This is a genomic window from Rahnella sp. PCH160 (genome assembly GCF_047784855.1).
GTDB lineage: Bacteria > Pseudomonadota > Gammaproteobacteria > Enterobacterales > Enterobacteriaceae > Rahnella.
This window is the reverse complement of record NZ_JBLOGT010000001.1, coordinates 24,211-38,535: the sequence shown is the minus strand read 5'-3', so window position 1 is coordinate 38,535 and position 14,325 is coordinate 24,211. Positions and strand designations below refer to the sequence as shown.

General features: G+C 54.5%; 15 protein-coding genes. 13 read left to right on the top strand and 2 right to left on the bottom strand.

Going from position 1 to position 14,325, the window contains the following annotated elements; translation table 11 throughout:
• Positions 1-8: 8 nt before the first annotated feature.
• The 11 genes from ACM5QY_RS00200 (at position 9) to ACM5QY_RS00150 (ending at position 10,270) form a co-directional block, all read left to right on the top strand.
• Positions 9-1,082 carry an ABC transporter permease gene (locus ACM5QY_RS00200; protein WP_416118720.1) on the top strand — a complete coding sequence of 358 codons (1,074 nt, stop codon included), beginning with the start codon at positions 9-11 and terminating at the stop codon, positions 1,080-1,082.
• A 50-nt stretch (positions 1,083-1,132) separates the two neighbouring features.
• Positions 1,133-1,813 carry a D-allulose 6-phosphate 3-epimerase gene (alsE, locus tag ACM5QY_RS00195; RefSeq protein ID WP_416118719.1) on the top strand — a complete coding sequence of 227 codons (681 nt, stop codon included), beginning with the start codon at positions 1,133-1,135 and terminating at the stop codon, positions 1,811-1,813.
• Between the two features lie 15 nt (positions 1,814-1,828).
• On the top strand, positions 1,829-2,761 hold the full coding sequence (gene alsK / locus ACM5QY_RS00190) for an allose kinase (protein ID WP_416118718.1): 933 nt from the start codon (positions 1,829-1,831) through the stop codon (positions 2,759-2,761).
• A complete protein-coding gene (rbsK, locus tag ACM5QY_RS00185) occupies positions 2,758-3,729 on the top strand; it encodes a ribokinase (RefSeq protein ID WP_416118717.1) in 972 nt (323 codons plus the stop codon). Before alsK ends, rbsK begins: the two co-directional genes overlap by 4 nt.
• 284 nt (positions 3,730-4,013) lie before the next feature.
• Positions 4,014-4,328, top strand: coding sequence for a hypothetical protein (locus ACM5QY_RS00180; protein ID WP_416118716.1), 315 nt, complete (start codon positions 4,014-4,016; stop codon positions 4,326-4,328).
• Between the two features lie 154 nt (positions 4,329-4,482).
• A complete protein-coding gene (locus ACM5QY_RS00175) occupies positions 4,483-5,355 on the top strand; it encodes a carbohydrate ABC transporter permease (RefSeq protein WP_104923168.1) in 873 nt (290 codons plus the stop codon).
• A complete protein-coding gene (locus ACM5QY_RS00170) occupies positions 5,345-6,229 on the top strand; it encodes a carbohydrate ABC transporter permease (protein ID WP_416118715.1) in 885 nt (294 codons plus the stop codon). Before ACM5QY_RS00175 ends, ACM5QY_RS00170 begins: the two co-directional genes overlap by 11 nt.
• An 11-nt stretch (positions 6,230-6,240) precedes the next feature.
• Positions 6,241-7,068 (top strand): phosphodiesterase, encoded by an 828-nt coding sequence (locus ACM5QY_RS00165; protein WP_416118714.1) that lies wholly within the window; start codon positions 6,241-6,243, stop codon positions 7,066-7,068.
• On the top strand, positions 7,068-8,168 hold the full coding sequence (locus ACM5QY_RS00160) for an ABC transporter ATP-binding protein (protein ID WP_416122789.1): 1,101 nt from the start codon (positions 7,068-7,070) through the stop codon (positions 8,166-8,168). The genes ACM5QY_RS00165 and ACM5QY_RS00160 overlap by 1 nt, the downstream gene beginning before the upstream one ends.
• Positions 8,169-8,188: 20 nt before the next feature.
• The gene (locus ACM5QY_RS00155) at positions 8,189-9,496 is read left to right on the top strand and encodes an ABC transporter substrate-binding protein (RefSeq protein WP_416122788.1); all 1,308 of its coding nucleotides are present in this window, start codon (positions 8,189-8,191) and stop codon (positions 9,494-9,496) included.
• A gap of 300 nt (positions 9,497-9,796) precedes the next feature.
• Positions 9,797-10,270 (top strand): DUF2846 domain-containing protein, encoded by a 474-nt coding sequence (locus tag ACM5QY_RS00150; protein ID WP_416118713.1) that lies wholly within the window; start codon positions 9,797-9,799, stop codon positions 10,268-10,270.
• Positions 10,271-10,350: 80 nt separating this feature from the next.
• Here ACM5QY_RS00150 and ACM5QY_RS00145 read toward each other — a convergent pair whose 3' ends face one another.
• Positions 10,351-10,959, bottom strand: a complete 609-nt coding sequence (locus ACM5QY_RS00145) for an HD domain-containing protein (RefSeq protein ID WP_416118712.1) — start codon at positions 10,957-10,959, stop codon at positions 10,351-10,353.
• Between the two features lie 348 nt (positions 10,960-11,307).
• Between ACM5QY_RS00145 and trhA the strand changes: the two genes are divergently transcribed.
• A complete protein-coding gene (trhA, locus tag ACM5QY_RS00140) occupies positions 11,308-11,952 on the top strand; it encodes a PAQR family membrane homeostasis protein TrhA (RefSeq protein ID WP_416118711.1) in 645 nt (214 codons plus the stop codon).
• A gap of 56 nt (positions 11,953-12,008) precedes the next feature.
• Here trhA and ACM5QY_RS00135 read toward each other — a convergent pair whose 3' ends face one another.
• The gene (locus ACM5QY_RS00135; RefSeq protein ID WP_416118710.1) at positions 12,009-13,289 is read right to left on the bottom strand and encodes a lysine N(6)-hydroxylase/L-ornithine N(5)-oxygenase family protein; all 1,281 of its coding nucleotides are present in this window, start codon (positions 13,287-13,289) and stop codon (positions 12,009-12,011) included.
• Positions 13,290-13,441: 152 nt separating this feature from the next.
• On the opposite strand from ACM5QY_RS00135, the gene ACM5QY_RS00130 reads away from it, so the two are divergent.
• Positions 13,442-14,323 (top strand): PhzF family phenazine biosynthesis protein, encoded by an 882-nt coding sequence (locus ACM5QY_RS00130; protein ID WP_416118709.1) that lies wholly within the window; start codon positions 13,442-13,444, stop codon positions 14,321-14,323.
• Positions 14,324-14,325 lie beyond the last annotated feature (2 nt).

Sequence of the window (14,325 nt, the reverse complement as noted above, 5' to 3'; positions counted from 1 at the left end):
AAACCGCTATGTTCGCGAAAAGCAGAAATGTGAATCTTAAAGCCCGGCCACGGTTGAAAATTGCCTCCCGGAAAATAGACAACACCACACTGGGATTATCGCTGTTGCTGCTGGTGGTCATTATCGGTTTCAGCCTGGCGATGCCGGGGCGATTCTTCAGTGACGCCACCTTTATGAGCGTCGCGTTTCAGCTGCCGGAACTCGGCTTGCTGACGCTGGCGATGTTTATCCCGATCCTCAGCGGCGGCCTGAACCTGTGCATTATCGCCACCGCTAACCTGACCAGCCTGCTGATGGCGTGGGTGTTTCTGACCTGGCTGCCGCCCGATGCCAGCATGGCGATGCAGGCGGTCTGGCTGACGGTAGCGCTGGTCGGCGCAATGATTCTGGCGCTGGTCATCGGCATGCTGACCGGTGCACTGGTGGCCTACGTCGGCGCGCATCCGATTCTGGTCACGCTCGCCACCATGACGATGGTCAACGGCGTCGGTATCTATCTTTCACGCGGTGCAGCCATCAGCGGTATGCCGGACATCGTGCGCTTTATCGGCGCGGAAACGCTGCTCGGCGTGCCGGTCCCGCTGATTATCTTCCTGCTCACGGCGGTATTCATCGCGGTGTTCCTCGAACGCACGCGCCTCGGCAAATACATCTACATGAGCGGCAGTAACATCAACGCCACCCATTTCAGCGGCGTCAACACGCACCGCGTCCTGATCGCCATTTACGTGATTTCCAGCATGTTATGCGTGATTGCCGGGCTGGTGATGATGGTGCGCTTCAACTCGGCGCGCATGGGCTACGGCGATTCTTACCTGCTGCTGACCGTGCTGGCGATCATTTTAGGCGGCACCGACCCGAACGGCGGATTCGGCAAAGTGGCGGGCGTGGTGCTCTCGCTGATTGTCCTCCAGGTGATTTCCACCGGCCTGAACCTGATGAACGTCAGCCCGCATTTCAGCCTGGCGATGTGGGGCGCGGTACTGATTGTGGTGCTGGCACTGAAATTCTTCCGTGCCCGTTTCCTGCAAAAACGCGCAGGACGCATGAGCGCCGCCAAAGCGCGGGCTGCACAACCTTAACCCTTATTTTTAACGCTTATTTTCATAGCCTCTGACCTTAGGAAAACATCATGGAATACAAAATTTCTCCGTCGCTGATGTGCATGAGCCTGATAGACATCAAACAGCAACTGGAGGTGCTGAACCGCCGCGCTGACATGCTGCACATCGACATCATGGACGGCCATTACGTCAAAAACATCACGCTGTCGCCGTTCTTTATCGAGCAGATCCGCCCGCATACGCCGCTGGTTCTGGACGTGCATATGATGGTGGAAAATCCGGCCGACTTTATCGAACCGATAGCCAAAGCCGGTGCCGATTTTATCTGCCCGCACGCCGAAACCATCAACCGCGACGCGTTCCGCATCATCAACCAGATCCGTTCTCTGGGTAAAAAAGTCGGCGTGGTGCTCAACCCCGCGACGCCGGTGGAATACATCCAGCACTACATTCATCTGCTGGATAAAATTACCGTCATGACCGTCGATCCGGGCTACGCCGGGCAGCCGTTCATCCCTGAAATGCTGGGGAAAATTGCGCAGCTGCGCGATCTCAAACAGCAAAAAGGCTACCGGTATCTGATCGAAATCGACGGATCCTGCAACCTGCGGACGTATCAGGATCTGATGTCTGCGGGCGCGGAAGTGTTGATCGTCGGCAGTTCCGGCCTGTTTACGCTCGACAGCGATCTGGATATTGCCTGGGACAAAATGCTCGATCAGATGCGTCAGGCGCGTCACGCAGCCTGAGGGCAGGAGAGCCGTATGCCGCATTTTCTTGGAGTGGACGTCGGGGGCACCAATACCCGCTTAATGCTGATGGACAGCCAGCAAAATTTTCGCGGCTACCACAAAATTCCGACGCAAAGTTGGGCAGGGCAGAGCGATCCGCTGAGCGGGCTGGAACACCTTATTACGGCGTATTTGCAGGAACAGGATCCGCATCATCAGGTGGCGCAGGTGATGCTCGGTTTGCCGGGGATCTTGTCCCGCGACCGGCAAACCGTGTTATCGCTGCCGTTTATTTCCGCGCTGGATTATCAGCCGGTAGCGCAGCAGCTTGCACAGCGGCTGCATCTGCCGGTGACGATGGATAAAGACGTTAACCATCTGATGTGGTGGGATTTACTTCAGCACGACACGCTGCCGGACGTCGCCGTCGGCCTGTATCTGGGCACCGGTCTGGGCAACAGTTTGTGGATCAACGGTGACTTTTATCACGGCGCACACGGTGGCGCGGGCGAGCTCGGGCACATTCCGCTGGCAGGTAATCCGCTGCTGTGCCCTTGCGGCAAAACCGGCTGCGTCGAAACGCTGACGTCCGGTAACTGGCTGACCGGCTGGGCGCGGCAGCACGCGCCGCAAACGCCGTTCGCCGAACTGTTTGTGCGTCACGCGGGACAGGTGGATTTAACCGAATTTGTGTCGCGTCTGGCGCGAACCGTCGCCAGTGAAATGAACATTCTGGACCCGGAATATCTGGTGCTCGGCGGCGGTGTGCTGGCGATGGAGAATTTCCCGCTGGCACAGCTTGAACAGCAGCTACGCAGCCATCTGCGCAGCCCGTATCCGGCGAACGGACTGAAGATTCACTTCAGCGCCGTCACCGATGAGACCGGTTGCCGCGGCGCCTGTCTGGCCGCACAACGCGTTTTTCAGTCGCAGTCACGACCGTTTTCTTTCAGGAGAGAGGCATGAAAAAAGGCAAGGTATGCGTATTTGGTTCTTTCAACCTCGACATCGTCGCCGGCATGGCGCGTTTCCCCAAACCGGGAGAATCCCTGATTGCGCGCAACAGCATGATGGGTGCAGGCGGAAAAGGTGCCAACCAGGCAGTCGCCGCACTGCGCGCCGGTGCGCGGGTGCATTACATCGGGAAAGTCGGGCGTGATGACTTCGGCATGTTTGCCCGGCGTCATCTCGACAACGCCGGTTTCGACGCGGTCACGCTGTTTTCGACCAGCGAATGCCCGACCGGAAACGCGCTGATTTACGTCGCCGGTGCGGATGCGGAAAACATGATAGCGGTCGATCCGGGCGCGAACCTGACGGTCACCGACGAAGAGGTCGAACAATGCCGTCCGGCGGTGGCCGCCGCCGATATCCTGCTGACGCAGCTGGAAAATAACCTTCCAGCCATCGAGAAACTGATACACATCGCGAAAGAAAACGGCACATACATAATCCTCAACCCCGCACCGTTTCAGCCGGTTTCCGACCACCTGCTGGCGCAGGTCGATTTGCTCACGCCCAACGCCACCGAATGCACATTGCTGACCGGCATTGAGGTTCACGATATTCCATCCGCCCAACGCGCCGCCCATGCGCTGCACGCGAAAGGCATTCAGGCACTGATTGTCACGCTCGGCACGCAGGGCGCGCTGCTTTCGGTGAATGGCGAAACGCAGATCATCGCCGCCTGCCCGGCCACACCGGTCGATACCACCGGCGCGGGCGATGCTTTCAACGGCGCATTAGCCTCGCAACTCGCCGCCGGTTCTACGCTTTCCGAAGCCGCGCAATTTGCCTCCGCCTACGCGTCAGTTTGTGTGGAAAGGGCAGGGGCTGCGGCATCGATGCCGACCTATGAAGAAGCAAGGGAAAGGATGGGTGTTGGGAGGGAGCAGACGTCATTCCTGCGAGACGCCTTCCAAATATTGAAGTAACTTCCTGTAAATCCATACAGTCTGTTTCATTGGCAAAATCATCGGAATATAGTCACCTCGCTGCGGCAAAATCCGTAGCCGGACTTGGAACTCCGATTATCTGGAACTGAAAAAACTTGTTTTTTTTCAGTGACTACATGCACACTTCAATTCGTGGCTTAGGCAGGGCAATCTTTATGATTGGCCGGTCGCTAGATCCGGAGTTCCAAACCTGTCTGAGTCACTCCTTTAGTTTGGAACCTGAAGGCGTGATGAAACTTAAATCTAGTAATGGAATGATCATCATGACAACAACCGAAACCCAGCACCCTGAAAACTCCATCACCGCTTTTCGCACTCTGATTTCCGATATGGATCTCAGCAACTTCACCGAACCTCAGCTTTATGATCTTGGCGCTGTCGCCTCTGAATCTGCCGAGGGCCTTTGCCACGGTTTGCTGTGCCTGAGCGAAGGGTTGGAAAGTGGAGAGCTTTTGCCGCCGGAAGGCGTGGCGCAGGTGAGCGCGTACATCAAAGCCACGGCGCATGTTTTGCCTGCTTTGTTTGAGTTGTCGGAAAAAGCCGCGAACGCACTGGCGAGGTCGGGAGTTCAGGGTTAATGATTTTTAGGCCGGTGATACGCCGGTCTTTTCATCCCATTTGTTCAGTAACATTCGCTCATTTTTCATTCAAACAACCATCACATAACCGCCATGTAACTGACACACATTCCCGACAGGATAGGCACCTTATTTGGCTGACCGGTATCCTGTAATGCGCCGTTTGTTGTTCCCTTATCTTGTTCTGTTGCCGACGCTGATTTTTCTGTTTCTGTTCACCTATTACCCTTTATTCCAGTCAGCGATGGACAGCCTCTTTGACAGCCGTCTGTCGTCGGACGCGCCGCCGTTTGTGGGTCTGCAAAACTATCTGCGTCTGGTTCAGGACTCCGTTTTCTGGCGTGCGCTGCTCAATAATCTGGCTTACATCCTGATGACCGTGATCCCCGGTATCGTGCTGGCGCTGCTGCTGGCCGTTGCGCTGTGGGAAAACACCTCGCTTAACCGCTGGCTGCGTACCGCGTTTTTCTTCCCGATGATCATTCCGCTGGTCAGCGCCGCCACCTTGTGGCTGTTCATTTTCATGCCCGGCATGGGGCTGCTCGATTACTACCTGGCGAAAATGTTCGGGCCGATGAATAACAATTATCTCGGTATGAGCAACAGCGCGCTGATTGCGCTGAGCGTCATCGGCGTGTGGAAATTCGCCGGTTATTACATGCTGTTTTTCCTCGCCGGATTGCAGTCGATTCCGGCTTCTGCCCGCGAAGCGGCGCTGATGGAAGGGGCATCTCGCCCGCAGGTTTTCTTCTACGTCACGTTGCCACTGCTGCGCCCGACCATCAGTTTTGTGGTCACGATTGCGCTGATTTATTCGATTACTCAGATTGACCACGTCGCCGTGATGACGCAGGGCGGGCCGAATAACGCCACCACCGTGCTGCTGTATTACATCCAGAGTCTCGCCAACGACACGCACGATTTGGGCAAAGCCTCAGCGGCGACCTTCCTGACGCTGGTGCTGTTGTTTGGTTTTTCGATGCTGAATCTGCGCGTACTGGAAAGAGGGGCTCACTATGAGCGTTGAAACACTGGTGACTCAAAAATCGCGCGCCGCGCCGCGTTCTTCCGGGCTGATGCTGCGCGGTGCCCGACGTTCGACATTGCCGGTTCTGCTGCTCTGCGCCGCCTTTTTGTGGATGGCACCTTTCCTGTGGATGTTGTCGTCGGCGTTCAGTGAAAGCAGCTTCGGGCCGGATATGGCCTCGCTGTTGCCACGTTTCCCGCTGACGTTGCAAAACTTCCATGATGCCTGGGACAGCGCCGACTGGCTGCGGCTTTACGCCAACACCATTTTCTTCTCGTTCGGTACGTTTCTGGTTCAGCTGGTGACGATTACCACTGCCGGTTATGTCTTCGCGTATCACGAATTTCGCGGCAAACAGACGCTGTTCTACCTGCTGCTTATCCAGCTGATGATCATGCCGGTCATCATGATGGTGCCGAACATGATGATCCTCAAACAGTTTGGGCTGCTCAACACATTGACCGGCGTGATGATGCCGTACTTCGCGTCGGCGTTTGGTGTGTTCCTTATGCGGCAGGCGTTTCTCAGTATTCCGCGTGAAATCGAAGAAGCGGCGCTGATGGAAGGCTGCCGATGGTGGCAGGTGGTATTCCGCGTGCTGATCCCGATGTCATGGCCCGCCATACTCGCTTTCGCGACCGTCAGCATTACCTATCACTGGAACGAATATCTCTGGCCGCTGATGGTGCTTAACGACCCGGACAAACAGGTGCTGACCGTCGGGCTGGTGTCTTTCGCGATGGGGGCTGAATCCGGCGGCCAGTGGGGATTAATTACCGCCGGGACGCTGATGGTGTGCCTGCCGCTGATGCTGGCGTTCATTATTTTTCAGAAACAGTTCCTGAAAAGCTTCGGTTTCTCGGGGATTAAATAAAGGAGTCTTCCATGTTTTTAGCTCAGATCTCTGACATGCACTTTCGCAGCCACGGCCGCAAACTGTATGACTTTATCGACGTGAACGGCTGTAACGCCGAAGTGGTCAGCCAGCTGAATGCGCTGGAAGAACAACCGGATGCGGTGGTGATCACCGGCGATATCGTTAACTGCGGCCTGCCACAGGAATACGCAGTGGCGCGCCGCACGCTGGGCAATCTGCGTTATCCGCTGTTTATTATTCCGGGCAATCACGATGACAAAGCACAGTTTCTGGAAGCGCTGCATCCGCTGTGCCCGCAGCTTGGAAACGACCCGCAAAACATGCGTTACGCCATCGACGATTTTCCGATGCGTCTGTTGTTTGTGGACTCCAGCCTGGCCGGTGAATCGAAAGGTTTTCTGACGCTGGAAACGCTGGCGTGGCTGGAAGGCCAGCTGGAGGAGGGCGGCGACAAGCCGACGGCGGTGTTTATGCACCATCCGCCGGTCAAAGTCGGTTCCGCGCAGATGGACGCGATTTCCTGTGAAAATGGTGACCAGTTGCTGGCGCTGATTGACCGTTTCCCGTCGCTGGTTCGCGTGTTCTGCGGCCATACGCACCGCCTGATTTTCACCCAGTATAAACAGGCGATCATCACCACCATTCCCGGCACTGTGCATCAGGTTCCGTACTATCACCACAATCCGGCGCCATTCTATAACCTCGAACCGGCGGCCTGCGTGATGCACCGTCTGGTGGATAAAACCGGGCTGGTCAGTTATCTGCATCCGCTGTCGCAGTATCCGGGGCCTTATCTTTACGACGCGCAAATCAGTTGCCCGGTGGATGATCAATGATGTCGGGTATTCGTCTGGAAAATATTACCAAGCAGTTTGAAGGCAGTACGGCGGTGAATCAGCTTTCGCTGGAGATTGCCGACGGCGAATTTTTGGTGCTGGTCGGTCCGTCGGGGTGTGGCAAAAGTACCTTGCTGCGCCTGCTGGCGGGGCTGGAAGAGGTCAGCGACGGGCGTATTTTGCTCGACGGTGAGGACATCACCGCACAGGCACCGCGTGAACGTAATTTCTCGATGATCTTCCAGAACTACGCACTGTTCCCGCACATGACCGTTGAACAAAACATCACGTTCGGTATGCGGATGCGCAATGAGCCGAAAGATCAGCATCAGGCACGGGTCGATCGCGTGGCCGGATTATTGCAACTGGAACCGTTGCTCAAACGCAAGCCGGGTAAATTGTCCGGCGGGCAGCGTCAGCGCGTGGCGATGGCGCGGGCGATAGTGCGCGATCCGAAGTTATTTCTGATGGATGAACCCTTGTCGAATCTCGATGCGCGCCTGCGGACTGAAGTCCGCGACGGGATTATGCAACTGCATCAGCAACTGAAAACCAGCACCGTTTACGTCACGCACGATCAGATGGAAGCCATGACCATGGCCGACCGGATTGCGGTGCTCGATAAAGGTCATCTGCAACAAATCGGCGCACCGGAAACGCTGTACGCGCATCCGGCCAACCTGTTTGTCGCCGGTTTTATTGGCACACCTTCGATGAATCTGTTTTTGCTGCCGTGCGCCGGTGGTGTGCTGACCGTCGAAAATCAGCCGGTACGTTTACCGCAAACTGACCACGCGCAGGCGCTCAGTGATGTGTATCTGGGCATCAGACCCGAACACATCAGCGACCGGCCGGTGGAAGGCGAAAGCCTGCAATTGCAGGCCACTCTGACCTATCGCGAGCTGCTCGGTGCAGAGTATCTGTGCCACGCCGACACCGCGATCGGCAAAATACGTTATGTCCGTAAAAACCAGCTGCGGGAAAATGCCGGGGATATTCCACAACCCGGCGACCGCATCACTTTGCATTTCTCTTTGCACGACCTTCATCTTTTTTCAGGCCAAAACCAGCAAAACCTGCACCGGGAGAATTTTTTATGAGCAAAAGCATAAAAGCCACAATGCGTAAAATAAACGCGCTGGCGCTCGCCATCGGCTTCATTGCCGCAGGCACGGCGTCCGCCAAAGAAAACATCGATTTCATGTTCCCCGCGCCGGTTGACGGCAAACTGACCATGGAAATGACCCGCGTTATCAAAGAGTTCAACCAGTCACAGAATGATGTCGAAGTGCGCGGGATTTTCACCGGCAACTACGACACCACCAAAGTGAAAGCTGAAGCGGCGGCGAAATCCGGGCAACCCCCGGCGCTGGTGATTATGTCCGCCAACTTTACGGCGGATCTGGCGATCAAAAATGAAATCCTGCCGATGGACGAATTGTTCAAATTCGGCGACCAGAAGGCAACGCCCTTCCTGACGCAAAACTTCTGGCCTGCGATGCGCCAGAACGCCCAGCTGAACGGTGTGACTTACGCCATTCCGTTCCATAACTCGACGCCAATTCTCTATTACAACAAAGACATGTTCGCCAAAGCCGGGATTACCGCGCCGCCAAAAGACTGGGACGAACTGCTGGCAGATTCGAAAAAACTGACCGATTCGGCGAAAGGCCAGTGGGGCATCATGCTGCCATCGACCAACGATGATTACGGCGCCTGGATTTTATCGGCGCTGGTGCGCGCCAACGGCGGCCAGTACTACAACCCTGATTATCCGGGCGAAGTCTATTACGACAAACCGTCCACGCTGGGCGCGTTGCACTTCTGGCAGAATCTGGTGTATCGCGACAAAGTGATGCCTTCAGGCGTGCTGAATTCCAAACAAATCAGTGCAGCGTTCTTCTCCGGCAAACTGGGGATGACAATGCTGAGTACCGGTGCGCTGGGCTTTATGCGTGAAAACACCAAAGATTTTGAGCTGGGCGTGGCGATGATGCCTGCCAAAGTCCGCAACGGCGTGAGCATTGGTGGCGCGAGTCTGGTGAGCTTTAAGGGGATTTCCGACGACCAGAAAAAAGCGGCGTACCAGTTCCTGCAATATCTGGTCAGCCCGAAAGTGAACGGTGCCTGGAGCCGCTTTACCGGCTATTTTTCACCGCGTATGGCGTCTTATGACACACCGGAAATGAAAGATTATCTGGCGAAAGACCCGCGTGCGACGATTGCGCTGGAACAGCTGAAATATGCGTATCCGTGGTATTCCACCTACGAAACCGTTGCGGTTCGTCAGGCAATGGAAAATCAGCTGGCAGCTCTGGTGAACGACGAAAAAGTCACCCCGGAAGCCGCTGCCGCACAGGCGCAGAAAGATGCCGATACCGTCATGAAACCGTATGTCGATTCGACGGCGCTGACAGTGCCGAAGTAATTGATTTGGCTCCCTCCCCTGCGAAGGGGAGGGTTGGGGTGGGGTATTAAGGTCAAATTAAAACGTTAAAGTGTGCTTTGACAAACAGTTAGCCTGCAATACCCCCTCCCAACCTCCCCCTTCGCAGGGGGAGGAGCACGTCCACAGCAATAAATCATCTCCCTGATGTAATTTCCCTTTAAACAATAAATTTCATGATTATTCTCATGACACAGGGACTTTTGTTCAATTATAAATACACGACATTAGGATTTTTCTTAGTGGCGTTGTTTTTATTTTTATACATAAGGATCTGTTTTAATGAATACTAAAAAAATACTCGTTTCAGTTTCTCTGCTGGGCGCTCTGTTATTGAGCGGCTGCGCCAGTGTTCCTCTGGCAACGCAACAGGAATCTGCTCAGGCAAAAAGTTTTCCTGTACCTGAACAAAATATGTCTGGCTTATATATTTATCGTGACAGTTTTGTTGGCAAGGCACTTAAAAAAGATATCTATGTTGACGGGAAATGCATTGGCGAAACCGCCGACAAAGTATTTTTCTACACCCAAGTCTCTGGCGGCCAGAATCATAAAATCTCCACTGAGTCAGAGTTCTCACCCAATGATTTAACGATTTTCACTGAACCAGGCCGTAATTACTTCGTCAGACAATATGTAAAAATGGGCGTATTCGTTGGCGGCGCGGGTTTGAGTGAATCTGCCGAGAGCGAAGGTAAGAGGGTGGTTTCAAAACCCGCAGTGCGTCTGGCGAAAACCGGGCACTGCGATAATTAATCTGCTAATAATTCAGGGGTTATTACCGGATTGACAGAAAGCATAACTCCTCCCGCTTTGCAGGGGAGGAGCCAGGAAAATTACTTCAACCACCCCTGCTGGTGGGCGTTATCCAGATGGCTGCGGATATGTAGCCACAATTCCGGGTGGATCTCGGCGATAAAGGAATTACGCGCCAGAACCTGTTCCAGACGAATATTATTTTCTACCCAGCTCTGGCCCTGATTATTCAGATTCATGACCATCGGCATGACGCGGTCAATCACCAGCGCAAAGCGCGCTTCCGGCGTTTCACCCGCTTCGTATTCATTCCATAAATCTAAAAATTGTGTGCTCAGCGGCGCAGGCAGCAGGCCGAACAGGCGTTTGGCGGCGATCACTTCCTGATCATGCACGGCGGCGCGGGCGGCGAGGTCATAAACGATGACGTCACCGGCGTCGATTTCCACGATGTCGTGGATCAGCGCGATGCGGATGACTTTATTGATATCCACACCTTCAGGTGCGAAAGGGGCCAGCGACATGGCTGCAACGGCGAAATGCCAGCTGTGTTCCGCAGAGTTTTCCTGACGTTCTGTGCCCAGCACCTTGGTGCGGCGTTGCACGCTTTTCAGCTTGTCGATTTCCATCAGGAACTGAAAAACGTCGGTCATTGCGCCGAAATTCAGCGGGGAAGTTGCTACGGACATAGTCAAACCTTAGTCAAATTGACGGCATTATGAAGCGCATTATCAGAGATTTCCGCTACACCTTAATCCCTTGATGTAAAAAAATCATGTTTTTGGATGCGGAAAATGCCGGAGTCTTAATAATGTCATGCGGGTAAATTATAAACAAAGTGAATGAATTGAAGGGATTCCAGACATTCCTGTCATGAAATGATGATCTGGCTAAGAGACTGTTACATCAGGAAATACTCATTTTAAGCGTACATGTGTACACTGGAATGATTCTCAGCTAATCTCTTTTTCGGCGTAATTTATAACCAACGCCTGATTAACGTTATTTTATTGTTTTGCTTGAAGGATTCTCATCGTATGGGTAAGTCATCACCACAGGGATATCCGTGGGCTGAAGAAATTGCCAACAGCCTGAGTCACGGCGTCGGGTTGCTGTTTGGGATTGTCGGGCTGGTGTTATTGCTGGTGCAGGCGGTGAGTGAAAATGCCAGCGCAATGGCGATCACCAGTTACAGTTTGTACGGCGGCAGCATGATTTTGCTGTATCTGGCCTCCACGTTGTATCACGCCATTCCGCATCAGAAAGCCAAATACTGGCTGAAAAAACTCGATCACTGCGCGATTTATCTGCTGATTGCCGGAACCTACACGCCGTTCCTGCTGGTCGGGTTGAATTCTCCCCTGGCAAAGGGGCTGATGGCGGTGATCTGGGGACTGGCGCTGTTTGGCGTGATTTTCAAACTGGCGTTTGCACACCGTTTTGAAGTGCTGTCGCTGATTACCTATCTGACCATGGGCTGGCTGTCGCTGATTGTGATTTATCAACTGGCGACGACATTGTCCCTGGGTGGCGTTATTTTGCTGGCGGTAGGCGGCGTGGTGTACACGCTGGGGGTGATTTTCTACGCCTCCAAACGCTTCCGTTTTGGTCACGCAATCTGGCACGGCTTTGTGCTGGGCGGCAGCGCGTGTCACTTTTTGGCGATCTATTTTTACGTGTAGATTCAACGGTCAGTAAAAATGAAAGCGGAGCCTGATGCTCCGCTTTTTTGTGCCTGCTATTCGCCTGACCACCATTGCACCAGTGACGGCACCGGGCGCAGATCGTAATACGGTTCGCCCAGCAGATGGTTCAGGATTTTAGCCGAACGCCACGCGGTCAGCGTCAGCTGGCCTTCGGCGCTGCCATGACTGTGGATCCCCGCATTCACCGCGTAAATCCGGTTCTGTTCCGGGCCGTCCCAGCGCAGGTTGAAGTTGGGCTGTAACGGCAAATGCTGCTCGCGATCGTAAGGGATCCGGTCGAGCATCGGCGCGAGATATTCCGGCAAACCGGGGCGGTAACCGGTGGCCAGAATCACGATATCGCCGCTGAAATGCTCTTCGCATTGTTCCAGCCCGTGTTTGGCCTGCAAACTGAAATCCCCGGCAGCATTGCGCGCGATATGATCCAGCGCCCGGTGCGGCAGTAAACGCACGTTTCGCGGCTGATGCAACACGTCAAACCGGTGATACAACTGCTTATAAATATCTTCCAGTGTGTGATAACTGATGCCGTCAGAAGGCAGTTTCTGCGTTTTGATCTCCTGTTCCCGCACGTCTTCAGGCAGCGTATAAAAGTAATTCACATATTCCGGCGTGAAATATTCATTGGTAAAAATCGATTCATCCAGCGGCTGAAAATTCGGGCGTCGCGACAACCAGGTCAGTTGCGCGAATTCGCCCCAGTGGCCGCTCAGTGCATTGAGAATAATATCTGCGCCGCTCTGACCGCCGCCGACCACAATGACGCGTTTGCCGGTGAAATCCGGCTCACGCAATTCAATTTCAGCCGCGTGGAAACAGTTTTCCCCCAGCGCCGCCCGTGCCGGTTTGGGGATCCACGGTGCATGGCCGGTGCCAAGACAAATGTTGCGTGCCCGGTGTTCACCTTTCTCGCCGTACACCACAAATTCCTGCTTTTTATCATCGAAATCAATGCGCTCAATCGGCTCGGAAAAATGCAGGCCGGGAATGCGGTCACACGCCCAGCGCAGATAATCTGAGAATTCATCGCGGCTGATGATCAGCTGTTCCGTCGCCAGAAAACGATAAATCTTCTTCTGTTCCACCAGATAGTTGATGAACGAGAATTCGCTGCGCGGGGCGACAGTGGTCACCAGATCCTGCAAAACATACGTTTGCATCGTCGCCGTGGGCAATAACATGCCGGGGTGCCAGCTGAATTCCGGGTTGGCATCAAAAAATGCCGTGTTCAGTTTTCCGGTATCCTTCGCCATGGCGGCCAGACTGAGATTAAACGGGCCGATGCCAATACCAATCAAATCCTTCGCGGGCATCTTTCTGTTCCTTATAGGTTTTAGAAAAGACAGTGGAGTGCTTTAAGCATAGATCAGCCGCAGGAAGCTGACATTTTTCTCGAAATATGAAAGAAAAGTTCATAGACTCAGTCACTTCGCCTGTTTCCAAAAGATGAACAAAAGGAACCGTTATGAGCCGCCTGCGCCGTTTTAAACAAGTTGATGTGTTTACCGCTGAGCCTTTGAAAGGCAACGCACTGGCCGTAATCCTGGATGCCGAAGGGCTGACCGACGACGAAATGTTCGCGATGGCACGCTGGACTAACCTGGCGGAAACGGCGTTCGTGCTCAAACCGGAATCGCCGGAAGCCGATTACCGCGTGCGCATTTTTACCACCGACAAAGAGTTGCCGTTTGCCGGGCACCCGACGCTGGGCACGGCCTACGCGCTGCTGCAAAGCGGGCTAAAACCTAAAAATCCGGGCCATCTGATACAGGAATGCGGCGTCGGGCTGGTTCAGGTCAATCAACTGGCCGAAGGCGGGCAGGCATTTTCCGCACCTCCGGCGGTGATGAAACCGCTGGCGGCAGAACATAATGCGTTGCTGGCAACCGCGCTGCGTGGCGGTAAAATCCAGGCGGGCGTCACGCCGGTGGCGGTGGACATGGGCATTATCTGGCTGGTCGTGCGCATGGAAAGTGCCGGGGATTGCCTGAATATCACCGCCGATGCAGCGGCAATCAGTGAATTGCAAACGCGGCTCGGCGTGAACGGTATTGCGGTTTACGGTTTGCACGATAAAAACGGCCCGGCAGATTACGAAGTGCGGGCGCTGATCGACGAAGATGGCGTGATGAAAGAAGATCCGGTAACGGGCAGCGCGAATGCCTGTCTGGCGCGTGTGCTGAAAGCGGCGGGTTTCCCGGACGGTGCACATATGGCAGAAACTTACCGCGTCCGTCAGGGCACAAAACTTCAGCGCGATGGCCGCGTGACCGTCACTTTCGTGGACGGCGAACCGTGGATCGGCGGCGATACCTGTACGCTGATCGACGGCACATTAGATCTCTGATA